This window comes from Parasphingorhabdus litoris DSM 22379 (genome assembly GCF_020906275.1).
Classification (GTDB): domain Bacteria; phylum Pseudomonadota; class Alphaproteobacteria; order Sphingomonadales; family Sphingomonadaceae; genus Parasphingorhabdus; species Parasphingorhabdus litoris.
This window is the reverse complement of sequence record NZ_CP086727.1, coordinates 519,564-538,331: the sequence shown is the minus strand read 5'-3', so window position 1 is coordinate 538,331 and position 18,768 is coordinate 519,564. Positions and strand designations below refer to the sequence as shown.

Sequence of the window (18,768 nt, the reverse complement as noted above, 5' to 3'; positions counted from 1 at the left end):
TTTTCCCTGTTGGCGACGCATTTCCTATAGAGATGCTGCGCTCATGAAAATGCCCATGAAGCAAGATTGAAGAGCCATTTCTTTTAATCGGCATCGGCAACCTGTCAACGTTGTCTCGCTTGCAAAAACTGCAGTTTGATGACTGAATTCGTATACCAGAGCTGCGGCCCGAACACAGACCGCAGCTCCCGCAATTCCAAATGGATCAGCCCTCCATTTCCTCCAGTTCCTTGCCGCGGGTCTCTTTGACCATCTTGTAAACAAAGAAGACCGAGATTGCCGCGCAAAGCGCATAGAAACCATAGGCACCAGCCAGGCCAATGCTGACCAGCATGATCGGAAACGCCATGGTGATACCAAAGTTGGACAACCATTGCGCCAGGCCGCTGACTGCGAGACCGGATCCGCGAATCTGGTTCGGGAACATCTCACCCAGCATGACCCACATGACCGGACCCCAGCTGAAGTTGAACAAGGCCGCATAGGCATTGGCACTGATCAACGCGATCGTGCCGGCATTGTCAGACAATACCAACTGGCCATCGACAATAGACCCGCTGGAAAAGGCGACCGCCATAATGCCCAGCGTCACTGCCATCCCGGCCGACCCGATGATCAGCAAGGGCTTGCGGCCGATTTTATCAATCAAGGCAATGGCCGCGAGACAAGCGATGATCGACAATGATCCGCTCAAGATATTGATCAACAGCGCATCATTCTCACTGAAACCAACCGCCTGCCAAAGCACGGCGCCATAATAGAAGACGATATTAATCCCGACCAGCTGCTGGAAAGTCGCAAGGCCGATACCAACCCACACAATTGTCCGAACCTTGCCGGTTGTCTTGTCCATTAAGTCGGAGAATTTCGGCGCATGGTCATCGGCCAGAGAGGCTCTGATCTCTTTGACTTTTGATGCGGCCGCGTCACTGCCGAATAAGCGCGTGAGCACGCCTTCCGCTTGCGCATCACGGCCTTTAACGACCAGAAAACGGGGACTTTCGGGAATCGCCAACAGTGCTAGCAGGAATATTGTCGCCGGGATCATTTCAATCCAGAACATCCAGCGCCAAGCTTCATAGCCCATCCAGAAAGCATTGGTCGATGCACCGGCAGAAGCTGCCAGCAAATAGTTGGAGAGGAAAGCCGCCGTCAGACCGATGATGATCATGATCTGCTGAATGCTCGACAAGCGGCCACGCATTGATGCTGGCGTGACTTCGCTGACATAGGCCGGTGCGGTTACACTCGCTGCGCCTACAGCCAGACCACCAAGGATGCGATAAATCACAAACTCGATTGATGACCCGGCAATACCCGATCCAAACGCGCTGATGATAAAGAACAGAGCCGCAACGAGCAGCAGGTTCCGCCGTCCGAACATATCGGACAACTTACCCGCTGCAAAAGCGCCAGCCGCACAGCCGAGCAACATGGAGGCGACATTGAAGCCCGTGCCGACGCTGTCAGAATTAAACGCAGCTCTCAGGCCATCGACGGTGCCGTTGATAACTCCGCTGTCATAGCCAAATAGAAATCCGCCAATGGTCGCGATCGACACGATTAGCGCGATGAACCCCATATTCGTCTGTTCATTTTCATGCGTCTGCATGGATTAATCCTCCCCTTCCCTTAAAAATAGACAACGTTGACTTCTCTCGTCGTAAGTTGCCGCACTATGTTTTTACGTCCTAAAATCTATGCTGAAACTTCGGCTTTTGCGGGTCCGGCGGACTCGCGCGTTACCAGATGATGGTCGAGAAATATCGGTTTGGACCGTTCGCCTGATTGGAATGTTTGATCGGTCAAAAGGCCGACCGCTTCCGAAACCAAGTCGGCAATCGGCTGGTTCACCGTGGTCAATTGCGGACTGATCACCGCAGCGACCTGCGTATTGTCAAAGCCGACAACCGAAAGGTCGTTTGGTACATGAAGATTACGGCGATAGGCAGCCGCGATAGCCGCTGCCGCCATGTCATCATTGCTGGCAAAAATCGCCGTTGGTGGATCAGCTAAATCCAGCAGCTTCTCAGCACCCGTTAAACCTGAGGTCCAAGAAAATTCGCCTTCCTCAACCAGCACCGGATCGCTATCAATCTGCGCTGCTCGTAGGGCTTTTAAATATCCCTGATACCGTTTCTCAGACGCGCTATGATCGGGATGTCCTTTGATAAAGCCTATCCGCTTGTGCCCAAGCGCGATGAGATGATCCGTCATCTCCTGCGCAGCAATTTGATTGTCAATATTGACGGAAGCCTGCTTCTCATCGGCGCAGCGCGGGGTAACCATGACATAACGGATTTTCTTGCAATCAAGCATTTCTATCAGCTCTGGATCGTCGCATAAAGGCGGTGTGATGACCAAACCTACCGGTGAGGTATTGTCGATCAATGCCTCAATATCACTCAGGCCACCTTCGCATTCCTCCATGATCAGATGCATCCCGCTTTTGTGGCAACGCTGCAGAGCCCCGAGATGAACGCTTTCAATATAACTACGGCTGGGGTTCTGGACGAGAAGTGCAATTATTTGCGGCCCCCCAACCCGAAGACTGCGCGCCGCTGCATTCAACTTGTAGTTCAACCTAGCGGCGGCATCAAAAACAAGCTGACGGGTTTCCTCCCGCACATTTCTCTCACCATTCAGCACGCGCGACACAGTCTTGAATGACACGCCAGCATCTTTGGCGACATCAATCATGGTCGCCCGTTGCTCCGGCTTTCGGGTTTCGCTATGGTTCAAACCGCATCCTTCCTAGCGAGCGCTGTTCATCGTCAGCCTTTGTGTAGGCATGCCGAATGGCACAAAATAACGCCTTTGACAAGGTTGTCATTCTTATTGTTCGGCTCTCCAAGAAAATCGAACGGAACCCCATTCAGCTTGCTAGCAAACCAATGACATGACTTTGAAAGATCAGCAGTTTTCTCAACAAATACCTTAAAAGCAGCATCGACTGGGGCTGTGTAACCAGTTATGCCCTTGGCACGAACAACAGAAAACTGTTCCGTTCAAAGGTTGAGGAAAAACCGGCATGTCGAAGAAATTATTGCTCCTAGCTGTTATCGTTGCGGCGATATTTGCGTTTTTTCACTATGATCTGGGTTCCCAGCTCACGCTAGAAAATCTGAAGGCGCAGCAAGACGCAATAGACGCGCAATATCGCGCCAATCCGGTACTCATTATCGGTATATTCTTCCTGATCTATGTGGCGGTAACGGCGCTTTCCATACCGGGAGCTGCGGTGATGACACTCGCCGCTGGGGCGCTTTTTGGCGTTTTGGTCGGCACAATTGTTGTGTCCTTTGCCTCGACCATCGGCGCTACCATTGCATTTCTCACCTCGCGTTATCTGCTTGGCGATTGGGTGGAAAATAAATTTGGCCAACGGCTCAAAAAGATCAATGAAGGTATAAAGCGCGATGGTGCCTTTTACCTGATTTCGATAAGGCTCGTTCCTGCCTTCCCTTTCTTTGTAGTCAATATGCTGATGGGTTTGACCAAAATCCGTGTCAGCACTTATTTTTTCGCCAGTCAGATCGGCATGCTCGCCGGCACCATCGTATTTGTTAATGCCGGGACGCAATTGTCGCAGGTTAACTCGGTTGGCGAAGTCTTTTCACTGCCTGTCATCGGCTCTTTCGTTCTGCTCGCCATATTCCCCTGGATCGCAAAGGGCATCATCAGCGTCCTGAAAAACCGGAAAATCTACAAGGGATGGACCAGGCCGAAGAAATTTGATCGCAACCTGATCGTCATCGGCGCAGGTTCTGGCGGCCTCGTTTCCTCGCTGATCGCTGCGACAATCAACGCCAAGGTCACCTTGATTGAATCCGGCAAAATGGGCGGTGACTGCCTGAACTATGGCTGTGTCCCCTCGAAGGCACTCATCAAAAGCGCAAAAGTCGCCGAACAGATGCAGCATGCTGATCGCTATGGTCTTACCGCTACCAAGCCGGCCATTGATTTCAAAAATGTAATCTCTCGAGTCGAAGACATAATCAAAACCATCGAACCCCATGACAGCGTCGAACGGTTTGAAGGCCTCGGCGTGGATGTGGTACAAGGCTATGCCCGGTTAACCGATCCCTGGACGGTCGAGATTGAGCGCAATGACGGCGGCTCCCAAACACTGACCGGCAAAGCGATTGTTCTCGCAACCGGCGCGCGGCCATTTGTTCCGCCCCTCCCTGGTCTGGAAGATACGGGATATCTGACTAGTGACACGCTATGGGAAGAAATGGCGAAACGTGATGTTGTCCCGGAAAAAATGATCGTGCTTGGCGGCGGCCCAATTGGCTGTGAGCTCTCGCAATCCTTTGCGCGGCTGGGCAGCAACGTGACCCTGATCGAAATGGCGGACCGCATCATGGGCATAGAAGACGAGGATGTGTCCGAAATCGCGGCCAAGGCGCTGACCGATTCTGGCGTTACCCTGCTCTGCAACCATAAAGCGCTGCGCACCGAAATGCAGAATGGCACGAAGATGATCATCGTCGAGAATGACAGCGGCGAGCAGGCCCTGCCCTTTGATGACCTTCTGATCGCTGTTGGTCGCGCGGCGCGGCTCGAAGGCTTTGGTCTTGAAGAGCTTGGCGTAGAAACCGACCGGACGCTGGTGACCAACGATCATCTTCAGGCTACTTTCCCGCATATCTATGCGGCTGGCGACGTAGCCGGTCCTTATCAGCTGACCCACAACGCTTCGCATCAGGCCTGGTTTGCGACGGTTAACGCGCTGTTCGGTCGCTACAAAAAGTTCAAGCCTAGCTATGAATTCCTGCCATGGACGACATTCCTTGATCCCGAAATCGCGCATGTTGGTTTGAACGAGCAGGAAGCAGAGAAAGAGGGCATTGAATATGAGATCACCAAATATGGCCTTGATGATCTCGACCGCGCCATTGCCGACAGCGCCACCGAAGGTTTTGTCAAAGTCCTGACACCTCCTGGCAAGGATCGGATTTTGGGCGTCACCATAGTTGGGCAAAATGCCGGGGAACTGCTCACAGAATATGTGCTCGCGATGAAACATGGCCTGGGCCTCGGCAAGATTTTGGGTACGATCCATACCTATCCAACCATGGCAGAGGCGAATAAATTTGCCGCTGGCGAGTGGCGCAAAAAGCACAAGCCGGAATGGGCGCTGAAATGGCTGGAACGCTATTTCAATTGGGCGCGGAGTTAGACCGGAGAGCCACGAAGTTCACAAAGTTCACAATGTCCTTTTGAAGTTTTTTTCGCGCGAAGGCGCGAAGACGCAAAGACATTGCGGCAGCCGATAAAAAGCTTCTCTAAGGAGACTATCTTCGCTGCTTCGCGCCTTCGCGCGATCAAAAATATGACCGGAGCATAATGTTCAAAAATCAAGAAGGAGCTGCTCCAAATTACCATGGTTTCGGTAATGTAGGAAAGCGGATAATACAAACCGCTAACGTTCAATCACGGAAACTCATCCATGCTAGCACGGTCCGCTGCAGCACCGTCACCACGCACAGCCCCGCGAAAATATAGGCTAGCGCAGCGAAATGCATCGGGAAGAGGCACATGATCAGGAAGAACGTGATCGTCTCGCCGCCCTCCGCAATTCCCGTGCTGTAAAAGAAGCTCTTTTCACCATGAGCGCTGGTCTCGGCTCCCTGTTCGGCAGCGGTGACGGCAAAGGCGAGGAAGCTGATCCCGGTAATTGTGAACGCGGCTACCAGCATTAACGCGGGCAGTGAATTAGCCGGATCGGCAATACCAAAGGCCAGCGGAATCGACACATAAAAGATGAAATCGCAGACAATATCGAGATAACCGCCAAAGGCTGTCTTTTTTGTGGCGCGCGCTACAGCGCCATCAAGACCGTCCAATATCCGGCCAATCACTACCAGTGCCAAGGCCCAACCATAATGCTCTTGTGACACAGCATAGGCGCCGCCCAGGCCGAAACCGAGACCCAACAAGGTGATGCTGTTGGCGGTGAAGCCAATCCGCGCCAAAGCGCGACCAACCGCATTAAGCGGCGGATCAATCAGCGGCCGGATTTTGGCATCAAACATGATGAAAAGACCTTAAACCCATGTGATGATCCCGATGACTGCCCCGGTCATTGCGGTCGCACAATTTCCGGCGAACCAGCTTTTCATCCCCAGTCCCGCAACTTCCGCACGGCGCTCCGGACATAGCGTGCCGATTGTTGAGATGATCAGGCCGACACTCGCCAAATTGGCAACCCCGCACAGTGCATAGGTAACAATTAATAGTCCCTTGGCGCTGAACGTATCGACGGGCAGTGCGGCCAGTTCCAGATAAGCGACATATTCGTTGAGAATTGCCTTGGTCCCCATCAGCGACCCAGCCGCCGCGGCTTCTTCCCAAGGCACGCCGATCATCCACATCAACGGCGCGAATATCCACCCGAATATGCGTTTCAGTGTGAGCACCTCACCGCCAACAAGTGGCAGAATAGAGAGGATTTGATCGATCAGCGCGACAAAAGCGAAGAGCACGATGATGACGGCCATGACAGCGAGGAACAGTTGTAGGCCGTCCATCGTGCCCTTGATGATCGCATCAATGCTATTGTCATATTTCAGACCCGGCTCCTCGCGATTCACCTTGGTGTCGGACAGGCCCGGAACCATCAGTCGGGCCAGCAAAATCGCAGCCGGCAGTGATATAAGCGACGCCGAAATCATATGCCCCACCGCATTGGGCACCGTCTTCTCCAGCGTCGTCGCATAAAGCACCAGTATCGCACCGGATATTGTCGACATGGCCAACACCATGATCGCAAACAGTTCGGCCCGGCTCATCTTCTCAAAATAGGCACGCACCGCGAGCGGGGATTCGACAACCCCCAGGAAAATATTGGCACCGCCGCTGAGGCCGACAACACCGCTGACACCCATAGTTTTTTGTAAGGCCCAGGACAGGCCTTTGACGATGATCTGCAAAACCCGCCAATGCCATAACAATGCTGCCAGCGCAGAAAAGACGATCACCAGCGGCAATATCTGGAAAGCGATGATCAGCGGCGGGGCCGCGCCCTCTTTCAATATAAAGGGCAGCTCTGCGCCACCAACATAGCCGAACATATAACTCGAACCGGCCAAAGTCGCCCGTTCAATTGCCTGCACGCCCTGATTGGCAAGGCCGATAATGTCCCAGATGACCGGAATACGAACAATCGCCACGGCAAGGATGAACTGCACCGCAATCGCCCCCGCAATCCAACGCCAGCTTGGGCGATCCTTACGATTTTCCGACAAGGCCCAGGCAATGGTCAGAATGAAGATTATTCCGATAAAGCCCTGAAGCTGACTCAATATGTCAAGCAATAGCAATCTTCCCCGTGCCGATGCATCAATGCACCTTCATGGCGGAAAATTGCCGCAGCGCCAACAGGGTTTTAGGTCATCCGCTATTGGCGGCGGCAATAGCGCCCATCATCAATTCCTGATCCTTGCGGGTTGGATTGCCGCGCAGGCACAGGCCGCCATTGACCTGCAAATTCTCGCCAGTCATGAAACATTCGTCGCTGGCCAGGAAAACAGCAGCGGCGGCAATATCCTCGCTGGTGCCGATACGGCCCAGCGGATAACGCGCTTCAAACGATTCCACCAAGCCTGGTACCTGATCGACACCGGCCGTCATCGGCGTGCGGGTCAGGCCCGGCGAAATGCTGTTGGCTCTGATGCCCTGCTCACCAAATTCATGAGCAATGCAGCGAATGATATGATCGGTTGCGGCCTTGGTACCCATATAGGCGGCATGATCGTTCAGCATGATCGTGGCAGTTGCCGAACTGATCTGAATGATCGAACCACCACTGGGATCATTGGCGCTCATCGCCTTGATCATCGCCTGATAAAATTGAAACGGCCCAACCAGTTGCAGCGCCGACATCATCTCCAGCTCTTCGCGCGTATTGTCCAGAAACGGCTTCAGGAAACCCAGACCGGTGGCGTTGATCGCAATATCCACACCGCCCATTTTGCCGGTCGCCGTTTCGGCCAGCGCATTGACGTCGGCTTCGCTGGTCAAATCGCATAAAGCATAGTGACTGCCCAATTCTTCAGCAAAACGTTTCAACTCGTCTTCCTTGCGTCCGGCAACGAGAACGTCTGCCCCTTCCTCGCGAAAGCGCTTTGCCATGACTTGCCCCATATTGCCCGCGCCAGCGGCGCCCAGGATTATGGCTCTTTTTCCTTCAAGACGTCCCATGATCTGCTCCTCAACCTTTCTGAATTTTGCCCAGCATAATAGTGTTTGCCCGCTGGCGAGCTACTCTCAATATGGCTACCGAAGTAGCACATGGCCCCAAAGAAAAGGCCGGGAACAGCCCCCAGCTGTCCCGGCCCTCTGTGATCAACGGGAGAGTTGATCAGAACTTGAAGCTGGCCTCCACAAAGACCTGACGGCCACGGTTTTGGGTGACGACAAGGTCATCGCCATCTGCGGGCAGGAATGGACGTCCGCCGCTGGTGTTAATCCATATTTCGTCGGTGAGGTTCACACCTATCAACGACAATTTCCACTTACCGTCCGGATCTCCAACGGAAATTGCTCCGTCAATCGACACATAGCTATCCTGCTTAAGATCGGTCAGAGAATCCTCATTTGTAAAATAGGAACCGCTATATTGTAGGTTACCATTCAAACCCAATTCAATGGCATCGCTCATGGGAACACTCCAATCAAAAGCGATATTGCCGGCAAACTCTGGTGCGCGAGCCGCTCGTCGACCATCCAAGTCTTCACCTGAAGTTGTGATAAATGTATCGCTAAACTTGGCATCGGTGTAGGCTAGGGCACCCGAAAAGCTTAACCCCTCTACGGGAGTCCGCCACGCCCATTCAAGATCCAGGCCTTTGCTGGTCAGTTGACTGGCGTTGAAGGTCTGGAACTGAATGTTGATCGCATCGAAGTTTTGAACCTGTAAATCATCAAACACATAGTAAAATGCCGAAAGATTGGCGGTGATTGTACGATCAGCAAATTGTGATTTAACGCCAATCTCTCCACCAAGCCCGGTTTCAGACTCGTAAATTAGAGAATCGAAATTGCCAGCTGCAGCAGCCGCTTGCAGAGAATTTGACGGTAACGCACTGTTATCGATGCCGCCTGACTTGAAGCCGGTTTTAAACGCCGCGTAGATATTGACATCAGGCGTCGCTTGATACCGGAGTGAAACTTCCGGCGAGAAATTCGAGTCCGAGAACTTGATTGGCCCAGAGAAGAAGCCTTCGGTTACGAAGCCGGGACTGTCCACAAAAACACCTGCTGGCAGTGGGTCTCCGGTAACCGGATCATTGCTCGTGAATTCCAATAAATTATGGAGATAAGGCACGCTGATCGTGTTGACTTTTTGCTCATCCGTCCAGCGAATTCCACCTGAGAGTTGTAGTTGATCCGTCAGATCAAGCGTCACGCTACCGAAAAAAGATAAGGCTTCAGTTTTTGTGCTATGCTGCTTGTGCCAATCAAATGATCCTCCGGAACCCTGCGCAAGCCCTTGAAATACAGGAACATTAGTCCCAGATACCGGAGATGTTGGGTCCGGGATTGTAAAAATAGGCAAGGTCGGATCGGCAGAGGCAAGAGAGATATTCACCGCTTGCTGTGAGGTATCGAAATCAATTTCACGGCTTTCATAAAATGCGCCAATCATGAAGTTAAACATCCCATCATAATCACTGGCTAAGCGCAATTCTTGCGTAAACTGTTCCGTCCTGTTTCTGGGATCACTTCCGCCAACGCCAAATGGGGTGTTGCCTGGGCCGACACCAACATAGCCGTAACTGTCAAGGTCGATAGCATCCAAGTTCAGATAACCGGTGACTGACGATAGTGTTAAAGAGTCCGAAACATCCAAATCCCAACTTAGACGGCCAAAGAAGATATCTGTTTCACCGAACGGAATACCGTTTCGAAAACGATCGGCTACAGACGATTCTACGGGAAGCTGGGCACCCAAAGCAGGTGCAAAGTCCACGTGGTGATACAATCCATCGGTATCATTGCAATCAGCATTCGACGGAACAACAATGCCGCCACCCAACAATACGATTGGATCCGCAACCCCATTCGCTCCGCAATTTATATCTGAATGTGCAATGGCACCATCATTTTCATTCTTGATATAATTTAGCTTCAGATTTGCATTGAAATTATCGAACGGATCCCATTGGAAAGTCACACGACTTACGAAATTTGTTAATCCCCGACTATCCCTAACCGACCCGTCGGGGTTGAAGGCGGGCGTACCCGGAGCCAAATCAACATAATCCTCAATATCATTGAATTGCGCGGCAACTCTCACACCTAACGTATCGCTTAGCGGGCCTGATATGTATCCGCTTACCGTGTAACCCTTTTCTTCAAACTCATAGGCTGCCTTGCCGCCAATTTCCCAATCTGGCGTCGGATTAGCCGAACGAACGGAAAACACACCAGCCGAGGCACTTTTACCAAAGAACAATGACTGCGGACCTTTGAGCACATCAATTTGTTCTACATCGAAAAAACCAGCTTGAACAAGGCGCATGGTGCTGATCTGCACTCCATCAAAATCAAATGCCACCGCGGAGTCAAACGAAGCGGAAATATTGGATGACCCCACACCGCGCAAACTAATTTGACCACCTGAACCAGAACCGCCAACCTGAACGTTCAATGCAGGGACCCGGCTGACCACGTCGGCAATTTCATTCACCTGGAAATTTTCCAGCGTATCGCCACCAATCGCGGTTACCGTCACCGGAACCTCCTGCAACGTCTCTGTCTGTTTACGCGCGATAACCGTAATGACATTGCTATCATCATCTTCAGCACCATCCTGTGCGTGCGCCGGAGCAGCAGCGCCGGCCAAGGCCAAGCTGGCAGCAGAACCCATCAGCAATCCCCGTGCTGATTTGCTCGTAAAAATAGTTTTGTGGCGTTGTGAATGTGTAGTCATCGCTCTCTCCCATTAAGTCCCGGACCACGCCCCGGACCCCATCCAAAATAACTGGCGGTTTTTCCGCGCTAATTATGCGATCATCTTAAGCAGGAGTTGGCAGACGCTCTGCTAGCCAATTTGATAGCAAATATGCAAAACTGTGATATTCGCGCAACAATATGGCAGGGAGAAATCAGGAAACCGTTACGGAAACTAACGATAATGGGGATTGCTATGATGCGCCGGATCACAGCCTATGGCGCCAGCAATCAGGTTTGGAGGGAGATATTATGGGCCGGTTAGATGGTAAAATTGCAATAGTCACAGGCGCCGGTTCTGGCCTTGGAAAAGCGATCAGCGAAACCTTTGCGCAGGAAGGGGCAAAGGTGGTCGTAACGGATGTTAATGCAGAGAGCGCTGAGGCTGTCGCCGCCGGCATTGGATCCGGTGCGCTGCCCCTGCATCAGGATGTCGCGGATCAAGACCGCTGGCAGTCGGTTTTTGACGAAACCGCAAAAGCGTTCGGAACCCCCCATATCTTGGTGAACAATGCAGGATTGGTGATCCCAGCCACGATCGAAGATTGTACGCTGGAGCAATTTCGGCTGACCAATGCCGTCATGCTTGAAGGTGTGTTTCTCGGCTGCCAGACGGCGGTGAACGCTATGAAGACCCAGGACGAGCTCTGTTCGATCATAAATCTCAGCTCGATGGCAGCCCTACAGGGCTATTCCCCTTTCCTCGCCTATGCAGCAGCGAAGGGCGGCGTGCGTTCGCTAACCAAATCAGTCGCTCTACATTGCAAGGAGCAAAATTACCCGATCCGCTGCAACAGTCTGCATCCCGCGGGTATCGACACGCCGATGGTACGGCAAGCGGCTGTTGGCGCAGAGGGCGAGCCGACGCCCGAAACGGGAATGATCCCTCTGGGAGGGCTGGGCCATCCCAAGGATGTAGCTGAACTATGTGTCTATCTGGCCAGCGACGCATCGCGTTTTATGACGGCGGGCGAGTATCCAGTGGATAACGGAACGCTTTATCAGCCAAGCTGACGGTTCAGCCGTTGGCATCACCCATCACACGCGCCATTTCGCCCTGAAACTGGGCGAGATCGAAATAGTCTCTCCATTTGGCGATCTTGCCATTTTCAATCTCGAACGTGCCCATCACCCGAATGGCGATCCATTGGCCGTTGATCCGGAATTTATCGGTCCGCTCGGTCAAAACGACATTCTCGTTGGTGGCAATGTGATGGGTTATCCATTCCGCTCCATCCGAACCCATGCCGGAGCCTTCGAAAAAGGCACGCACTGCTTCGATCCCTTCGCATGGCTCCATCGGGATATTGTGGTAGAAAATATCATCCGCCATCGCGGCGTAGATGGAATCATAGTCCATCCGGTTCCAGCTTTCGATAAAGTCGACGACGATTTGTTCGGCGGCATTTGACATCATGAAACTCCTTATTCCTCGGGCGAGACGTCCAGGATCAGCTTGCCCTGATTGCCGCCGGAGAACAGCTTCATGAAGGCGTCATAGCTGTTCTCGATACCTTTCTCGATATCCTCGTCATGCTTGATCTTGCCTTCGGCCAACCACTGCCCCATCTGCGCAATGCCCTCAGGAAAGCGCGGCGGATAGTCCCGGACCAGAAACCCTTTAATCGTCGCCTGACGCGAGATGAGATACCACAGGTTGCGCGTGCCCACGGGCTCGGGGCTGTTATATTCGCTGATCAGACCGCACAGCACCATCCGGCCATATTCGTTAATCGAAGCAATACCGGCATCCATGATTATGCCGCCAACATTCTCCCAGATGATATCGACACCGTCGGGGGCAGCAGCTGCTATCTCTGCCTCAAGCTCTGCCTGACTCTTGCCGCGATAATCAATCGCTGCGTCAAAGCCGTAGTCATCGACCAATTTTGCACATTTTTCGGCACCGCCAGCGATCCCGACGACCCGGCAGCCTTTGATCTTGCCAATCTGACCAACCAGCGATCCAACCGCGCCAGCCGCGCCGGTGACAAGCAAAGTCTCGCCTTCTTTGGGTTTGCCGTCATCGATCATACCGAAATAGGCCGTCATGCCGACAGCGCCCAAGACCGAGAGAAAATTGGTCGGCGAAGGAACAAGCGATGCATCTACCGGTGCGGTAAAGCCACCAGCCTGAACCACCGAATATTCCTCCATCGCCGCCAGACCGACAACCCACTGACCTTCTGGAAAGTCCGGATTCTTGGAGGCATGGACGCGGCCCACGGCACTGGCTGTCACCGCCGCACCCAAGGCTATTGGCGGCATATAGCTCTCTGCATCGCTCATCCATCCGCGCTGTGCCGGATCGAGCGAGATATAATGGTTGCGAACAAGAAACGAACCATCCTCCAGTTCCGGCAAATCTTCCTCGACCAGCGCGAAATCGCTCGGCTTGGGTTCGCCATCAGGGCGACTGACAAGGGTGAATTTGCGGTTCTTGGTCATCGGTTTTCCTCTGCTCAAATCTTTTGGGATTTCTTGATTTTCTTGGCGAGTGACCATTTGTGCACTTCGGTCGGGCCGTCATAAACACGGAAGGCGCGGACTTCGCGGAACACCTGCTCTACAACAGTATCCCGGCTGAGGCCGGTGCCGCCCATGACCTGCACGCATTTGTCGGCGATGCGGAACAGAGCTTCGGACACCGCAACCTTGGCCATCGAGCTTTCGGTCGTGCCGATGTCGCCAGTATCGAGAACGCGTGCGCACCAATCGATCATCAACTCTGCTTGCTTCAGATCAATCTGGTTTTCCGCCAGCATGAAACCGACGCCTTCATGATCGACCAACGGTTTGCCAAAAGCCATCCGCTTGCAGGCATAGTCCGTGGCAATTTCCTGCGCCCGGTCACAGCAGCCGAGCCATCGCATGCAATGGGTGAGTCGCGCCGGTGCCAACCGGACCTGCGCATATTTGAAACCCTCACCACTTTCGCCGAGCATCTGGTCAGCAGGTACGCGCAAATTGTCGATATTCACCACCGAATGGCTGCCGGGCATGGAACTGTCGATCGTGTCGAGGACGCGCTCGATGGTTATGGCCGGATCGGGCAAATCGACAAGGAACATGCAGGCGCCATCATCGGATTTTGCCATGACTATCCCGACCGTCGCCCCTTTGGCCCCGGTGATGAAGGTCTTGCGGCCGTTAATGACCCAGTGATTGCCGTCCGGTTTGGCGGTGGTCTGCATCATCATCGGATCAGAACCCGCGCCATTTTCACTGGCCGGTTCGGTCATGAAAAAGGCGGAGCGCGTGGTCCCGTCTACCAGCGGTTTGAGAAAGTGCTCTTTCTGCTCCGGCGATGCGCATTTGCCGAGCAGGTACATATTTCCTTCATCCGGCGCGAACGTGTTGACCGCCAGTGGTCCAAGCGGAGACAGGCCCGACTTGCGTAATACCAGAGCGGTTTCGAGATGGGTCAAATGGCTGCCGTCTTCGCGGATATGCGGCGTCAGGACACCGGTTTCTCTTGCCAAGGCGCGCATTTCCTGCACCAGTTCATCGGTCGGTCCATGGTCCTCGCAGCGCGGGTCTTTTTCATAGGCGAATATTTTATCGCGGACAAAGGCTTCAACTTTGTCGGCAATGGTCCGGGCTTCGGCACTAATTTCGTGGTTCAATGGTTTTCCTTAAATATTCTAGCAACGTGCTCCGCACTTGATGCGGAGCCTAGGGTGGCTGTCACGCCCGTCTAACCTGGGCTCCGCATCAAGTGCGCAGCACAACCTCTCCAGCAAATAGAGCAAAAACTCAACGCTGCAATATCGTCACTGCCGAGACACCCGGCGCGCCATAAACTTGCGTGTAGGCGGTCTTCGGATCGCCCGGCACCTGCCGCTCGCCCGCCGTACCGCGCAGCTGCACGACATTTTCATAGACCTGCCGCAATCCGGAAGCACCAATTGGCTCCCCGCAAGCCAGACAGCCGCCATCGGTATTCACAGGCAGCGCCCCGTTTATCTCGGTCCGCCCCTCGATCAGCCATTTCTCCTGATCGCCATGGGGACAAAAGCCGTTTTCTGCCATGTGCATGATCTCAGCACCAGATTCGGTATCTTGAAGCTGTGCAACATCGATATCTTCCGGTCCCATGCCTGCCTGTTCGAAAGCCGCCTTGGCCGCGATTTCGGTCGCAGTACCGCCGCGCTCATTGTCGATGGAGGCGGCAAAAACCTCGAACGATCCCGGCGGCCTTGTGCGCATGACAGAAGTTTTCAGCCGGATCATCGGTCCGCCCAGTTCCTTCGCCTTTTTCTCGCTGGCAAGGATCAGGGCAACCGCCCCTTCAGCCGGCGAACAGAACATATATTTGTTCAGCGGATCGCTGATCATCGGCGCATTCATGATGGTTTCGAGATCGACTTCGCTGCGTCGCCACGCATGGTCCGTCTTGGCCCCGTTGCGAAAAGCTTTCTCGGAGACCCGTCCCAGCGCCTCGGTGCTGAGATTATTCTCATGCAGATAACGCATGATCTTCGCGCCAAAAAACTGCGTCGTCAGCATATAGCCGGCTTCGCCATACCAGTTGGGCAGGCCATATGCCGACGGGTCTGCATTAAACGCGCCGCGAGGGTGCTTGTCGAAACCGACCGCCATGCCGAGTTCATATTCGCCGGACTTGATTGCACTGGCCGCTGCATTCAGCGCCGAGCCGCCCGTGGCACAGCCATTGGAAACATTGATAAACTGGATACCGGTCAGTCCCAGCTTCGACACCATGGTATCAGCCGCGCCAGAGGCCGCCGAGCCACCAAAAGCAAATTCGACATCTTCCCACGCAATGCCGGTATCGGCCAACGCCTGTTTTACGGCGTAAACCCCCTGATCCATACCATCACGGCCTTCGGTCCGGCCAAAGGGATGGATACCTGCGCCTACTATGCATACGTCGCTCATTGCAATATCTCCTCAAACAGGCTGGAAAGCGTGGATCATCTTTTGCTCGCTGGCCGGCGCATCCGGGTCCAGCGGGATGGCCGTCAGTTCCACTTCCATGCCGATTTTAACATCTTCGGGCTCTATTCCCGTTAGCCGCGATTCCACCATCGTCTGACCCGGCAGGGAAACATAGGCGACGACATAAGGCTTGAAATTTTCCGGATCAGCCGGGCCCGCATAAGGCGTTTTGGGCGGAAAGCGCTGCACCGTATAAGTCCACACGGTACCCCGCGAAGCCAGCGCTATCGGCTCGATATCGTCATTGGGCGTCAGCGGCAGCGGGAAAGATATATGGCCCGTCTGCTTGTTTCGCGCGCCGACCAGAGCGGTCATATTATCGTCGGTGAACAGATTATCGGCAATTGGCTGCGCGTTCATTCGCCCTCTCCTTTATTGCTGGGGACATTAGGGCAAAGCATGATGCCCAATAACTGCCAAAACGGCTAGGTTATGTCTTCAGTAACCCGGATGCACAGCGAGCATCCCGCCGTCAACCAACAGGTCACTACCGGTTACGAAAGCCGCATCTTCGCTGGCCAGATAGACCGCTGCCCCGGCCATATCCGCCCCCTCACCCATACGGTTCGTCGGCGACATCGCGGCAACCCGATCATAGATATCCGGCACAACCTCTTTGGCCGCATCGATAATCCCGGTATGGGTCCCGCCCGGTACGATATTGTTGCAGCGAATATTGAGACCTTGCTGCGCGCAATGCACTGCCACAGACCGGGTCAACATCCGAACCGCGCTTTTGGAAGCAGTATAAGTGACGTCTCCCGGAAGCGCAGCAAAGGCTGATGTCGAAGCGATATTAATAATAGAACCTGATGATCCGCCAGGGTTTTGCTTCATCGCCTTGATCGCATTCTGACAACCCAGCATCACACCGGTCAGGTTGATATCGAGCAGATGGTGCCAGCTTTCCAGATCAATTTCCTCAATCGATTTGGCTGCCACGATTCCGGCATTGTTGACGAGAATATCAAGGCGGCCAAATTCCGATTGTGCCTTGGCTATTACAGCTTGCCAGCCCGCTTCGCTGGAAACATCCTGCTCCACGAAAAGTGCACCGGCTTCATCGGCGACCTTTTGGCCAAGCTCAATTTGGATATCTGTGGAAATCAGGCTCGCGCCCTCTTCGGCAAAGCGCTTCACCATCGCGGCGCCAATGCCCGACGCACCACCGGTGATAATCGCCGCTTTTCCTTCCAGCCGCCCTGTCATATCATCTCTCCTCAAATCCCTATCAAATTAGGGAGACGCCGGTTTGTGCCCTGCGCCTCTAATATTCGTTCCATTCTTCAGAAAGGAAACCCAATGCCAACGCCCGAACATATGACCGAGATCGTTCACCACTATATGGCCGCGATTAACGCCGGTGACATGGATGCGGTTATGGAAATCTATGCAGACAATGCCGCGGTTGAAGATCCGGCTGGCACGGAGCCCAAAACCGGTTCGGATATCCTGGCCTTTTACAAAAAAGCCTTTGCCGGTGGCGCGAAAGCCGAACTTACCGATACTATCAGAACGAGCGCAAATACCGCTGCTGTCCCCTTTCGCGCCGCTATCGGTCAAGCGGATGGCAAGATTCTGACGGTGGAAGTGATCGACATTTTTGATTTTGACGAAGCCGGTAAGGTTGTAAAAATGACCGCGCATTTTGGCCCAGCCAATATCACGATGAGCCATGGCTAGGTCTCCCGTCAACCGCTCAATAGCCAGATCGTTTCGCTAACCGATCCGCATGGAAACCCGCATCGCCGAACATTTGCTGCGCAACATGGACGCGTTTGAAATAAAGGCCAACATCATATTCGTCGGTCACGCCAATGCCGCCATGCATCTGGATCGCTTCCTGCGTGGATAGCTGCGCGGTCATGCCGGATTTGGCTTTCGCCATGGAACAAGTAGCTGATGCGCTTTCAAAATCATCGTCGAGCAATTGCAGGGATTTGAGCACCGCTGACTTCGTCATTTCAATTTCGGTCGCGAGATGGGCCGCGCGATGCTGCAATCCCTGAAACGAACCGATTTTCTGACCAAATTGCTCGCGTTCTTTCAGATAATCTGTGGTGATCGAAAAAGCCTGTTGCGACGATCCCGACATTTCCGCGCCTAGCACGGCGCGCCCCGCTGACAAGATGCCTTCGAGCGCTTCATAGCCGCCATCGACTTCACCCAAAATATCATCGCCGGTGACCTCCAGGCCATCAACCTTGATATTGGCCGCACTACGGCTGTCGATCATCGGTGTGTGGGTGCGTTCAATCTCTGCTGCATTCGCATCCACCAGAAATAATGTGATTCCCGATGGGTCATTCGCGTCACCCGAAGTGCGGGCCGCGATAATCAGTTTATCAGCAACGTGGCCATCAGCGACAAAGGTCTTGGCGCCGGACAGTTTATAGCCGTTGCCGTGCGGCGTAGCGGCAAATTCGATATGTTCCGGGCGGTGGCGCGGCCCTTCATCAACAGCTAGCGCAAACAGTGTAGAACCATCACAAATTGAGCCCAAATGCTGTTCTTTCTGCTTAGCCGTGCCGTAACGCTGGACAGCGGTTGCACCCAGTACGGAGGTTGAGAAAAACGGAGAAGCGGTAAGGTTTCTCCCCATCTGCTCGGCGAGAACACCGGCACCGACATAGCCAAATTCGCTACCGCCAAATTCCTCTTCCACGATGATTCCGGCCCAGCCCATGTTGGCCATTTCTTTCCACAAATCGCGGCAAAATCCGTCTGGATTCTTACTGTCCCTGACTTCGCGAAAAGCAGCAACCGGAGCATTTTCAGCCAAAAAACCGTTGGCCGCATCTTGCAGCATTTCCTGTTCTTCGGTGAGAATTAGGGACATAGCTA

Annotated in this window: 16 protein-coding genes; 3 read left to right on the top strand and 13 right to left on the bottom strand. The window is 53.6% G+C overall.

The features are described 5' to 3' along the window. Positions 1-205 precede the first annotated feature (205 nt). Positions 206-1,612, bottom strand: a complete 1,407-nt coding sequence (locus BS29_RS02685; protein WP_229955689.1) for a sugar porter family MFS transporter — start codon at positions 1,610-1,612, stop codon at positions 206-208. An 86-nt stretch (positions 1,613-1,698) separates the two neighbouring features. Next, complete coding sequence (locus tag BS29_RS02680) at positions 1,699-2,742, bottom strand: LacI family DNA-binding transcriptional regulator (protein WP_229955688.1); 1,044 nt, start codon at positions 2,740-2,742, stop codon at positions 1,699-1,701. A 289-nt stretch (positions 2,743-3,031) separates the two neighbouring features. Between BS29_RS02680 and BS29_RS02675 the strand changes: the two genes are divergently transcribed. Next, positions 3,032-5,185 (top strand): FAD-dependent oxidoreductase, encoded by a 2,154-nt coding sequence (locus BS29_RS02675; RefSeq protein ID WP_229955687.1) that lies wholly within the window; start codon positions 3,032-3,034, stop codon positions 5,183-5,185. Positions 5,186-5,435: 250 nt separating this feature from the next. On the opposite strand, the gene BS29_RS02670 is transcribed toward BS29_RS02675, so the two are convergent. The 4 genes from BS29_RS02670 to BS29_RS02655 all read right to left on the bottom strand — a co-directional run bounded on the left by BS29_RS02670 (position 5,436) and on the right by BS29_RS02655 (position 10,942). After that, the gene (locus BS29_RS02670; protein WP_229955686.1) at positions 5,436-6,041 is read right to left on the bottom strand and encodes a CDP-alcohol phosphatidyltransferase family protein; all 606 of its coding nucleotides are present in this window, start codon (positions 6,039-6,041) and stop codon (positions 5,436-5,438) included. Positions 6,042-6,053: 12 nt separating this feature from the next. Further along, the gene (locus tag BS29_RS02665; RefSeq protein WP_229955685.1) at positions 6,054-7,310 is read right to left on the bottom strand and encodes a NupC/NupG family nucleoside CNT transporter; all 1,257 of its coding nucleotides are present in this window, start codon (positions 7,308-7,310) and stop codon (positions 6,054-6,056) included. Positions 7,311-7,398: 88 nt separating this feature from the next. Then, positions 7,399-8,208, bottom strand: coding sequence for an SDR family NAD(P)-dependent oxidoreductase (locus tag BS29_RS02660; RefSeq protein ID WP_229955684.1), 810 nt, complete (start codon positions 8,206-8,208; stop codon positions 7,399-7,401). Positions 8,209-8,368: 160 nt separating this feature from the next. Beyond that, positions 8,369-10,942, bottom strand: a complete 2,574-nt coding sequence (locus BS29_RS02655; RefSeq protein ID WP_229955683.1) for a TonB-dependent receptor — start codon at positions 10,940-10,942, stop codon at positions 8,369-8,371. A gap of 161 nt (positions 10,943-11,103) precedes the next feature. Here BS29_RS02655 and BS29_RS02650 point away from each other — a divergent pair, with 161 nt between their 5' ends. Next, positions 11,104-11,976 (top strand): SDR family oxidoreductase, encoded by an 873-nt coding sequence (locus BS29_RS02650; protein WP_229955682.1) that lies wholly within the window; start codon positions 11,104-11,106, stop codon positions 11,974-11,976. 4 nt (positions 11,977-11,980) lie between these two features. Here BS29_RS02650 and BS29_RS02645 read toward each other — a convergent pair whose 3' ends face one another. From BS29_RS02645 to BS29_RS02620, 6 genes are all read right to left on the bottom strand, one after another. Then, entirely contained in the window at positions 11,981-12,379 is a 399-nt protein-coding gene (locus tag BS29_RS02645) for a limonene-1,2-epoxide hydrolase family protein (protein ID WP_229955681.1), read from the bottom strand. Between the two features lie 8 nt (positions 12,380-12,387). Beyond that, the gene (locus BS29_RS02640) at positions 12,388-13,410 is read right to left on the bottom strand and encodes an NADP-dependent oxidoreductase (RefSeq protein ID WP_229955680.1); all 1,023 of its coding nucleotides are present in this window, start codon (positions 13,408-13,410) and stop codon (positions 12,388-12,390) included. A 14-nt stretch (positions 13,411-13,424) separates the two neighbouring features. After that, positions 13,425-14,588, bottom strand: coding sequence for an acyl-CoA dehydrogenase family protein (locus BS29_RS02635; protein WP_229955679.1), 1,164 nt, complete (start codon positions 14,586-14,588; stop codon positions 13,425-13,427). Between the two features lie 130 nt (positions 14,589-14,718). Further along, entirely contained in the window at positions 14,719-15,864 is a 1,146-nt protein-coding gene (locus BS29_RS02630; RefSeq protein WP_229955678.1) for a thiolase family protein, read from the bottom strand. Positions 15,865-15,876: 12 nt separating this feature from the next. Further along, on the bottom strand, positions 15,877-16,284 hold the full coding sequence (locus tag BS29_RS02625; RefSeq protein ID WP_229955677.1) for a Zn-ribbon domain-containing OB-fold protein: 408 nt from the start codon (positions 16,282-16,284) through the stop codon (positions 15,877-15,879). A gap of 78 nt (positions 16,285-16,362) precedes the next feature. After that, positions 16,363-17,133: an SDR family NAD(P)-dependent oxidoreductase gene (locus BS29_RS02620; RefSeq protein WP_229955676.1), complete on the bottom strand. Its 771-nt coding sequence runs from the start codon at positions 17,131-17,133 to the stop codon at positions 16,363-16,365. A gap of 93 nt (positions 17,134-17,226) precedes the next feature. On the opposite strand from BS29_RS02620, the gene BS29_RS02615 reads away from it, so the two are divergent. Next, positions 17,227-17,607 carry a nuclear transport factor 2 family protein gene (locus BS29_RS02615; RefSeq protein ID WP_229955675.1) on the top strand — a complete coding sequence of 127 codons (381 nt, stop codon included), beginning with the start codon at positions 17,227-17,229 and terminating at the stop codon, positions 17,605-17,607. 16 nt (positions 17,608-17,623) lie between these two features. On the opposite strand, the gene BS29_RS02610 is transcribed toward BS29_RS02615, so the two are convergent. Beyond that, on the bottom strand, positions 17,624-18,763 hold the full coding sequence (locus BS29_RS02610; RefSeq protein ID WP_229955674.1) for an acyl-CoA dehydrogenase family protein: 1,140 nt from the start codon (positions 18,761-18,763) through the stop codon (positions 17,624-17,626). Between the last annotated feature and the right edge of the window lie 5 nt (positions 18,764-18,768).

Coding starts and splice junctions, on each gene's coding strand:
- BS29_RS02670 (WP_229955686.1), bottom strand. CDS start 6,041: ATGTTTGATGCCAAAATCCGGCCGCTGATTGATCCGCCGCTTAATGCG.
- BS29_RS02675 (WP_229955687.1), top strand. CDS start 3,032: ATGTCGAAGAAATTATTGCTCCTAGCTGTTATCGTTGCGGCGATATTT.
- BS29_RS02640 (WP_229955680.1), bottom strand. CDS start 13,410: ATGACCAAGAACCGCAAATTCACCCTTGTCAGTCGCCCTGATGGCGAA.
- BS29_RS02615 (WP_229955675.1), top strand. CDS start 17,227: ATGCCAACGCCCGAACATATGACCGAGATCGTTCACCACTATATGGCC.
- BS29_RS02655 (WP_229955683.1), bottom strand. CDS start 10,942: ATGACTACACATTCACAACGCCACAAAACTATTTTTACGAGCAAATCA.
- BS29_RS02610 (WP_229955674.1), bottom strand. CDS start 18,763: ATGTCCCTAATTCTCACCGAAGAACAGGAAATGCTGCAAGATGCGGCC.
- BS29_RS02650 (WP_229955682.1), top strand. CDS start 11,104: ATGGCAGGGAGAAATCAGGAAACCGTTACGGAAACTAACGATAATGGG.
- BS29_RS02625 (WP_229955677.1), bottom strand. CDS start 16,284: ATGAACGCGCAGCCAATTGCCGATAATCTGTTCACCGACGATAATATG.
- BS29_RS02630 (WP_229955678.1), bottom strand. CDS start 15,864: ATGAGCGACGTATGCATAGTAGGCGCAGGTATCCATCCCTTTGGCCGG.
- BS29_RS02620 (WP_229955676.1), bottom strand. CDS start 17,133: ATGACAGGGCGGCTGGAAGGAAAAGCGGCGATTATCACCGGTGGTGCG.
- BS29_RS02660 (WP_229955684.1), bottom strand. CDS start 8,208: ATGGGACGTCTTGAAGGAAAAAGAGCCATAATCCTGGGCGCCGCTGGC.
- BS29_RS02685 (WP_229955689.1), bottom strand. CDS start 1,612: ATGCAGACGCATGAAAATGAACAGACGAATATGGGGTTCATCGCGCTA.
- BS29_RS02645 (WP_229955681.1), bottom strand. CDS start 12,379: ATGATGTCAAATGCCGCCGAACAAATCGTCGTCGACTTTATCGAAAGC.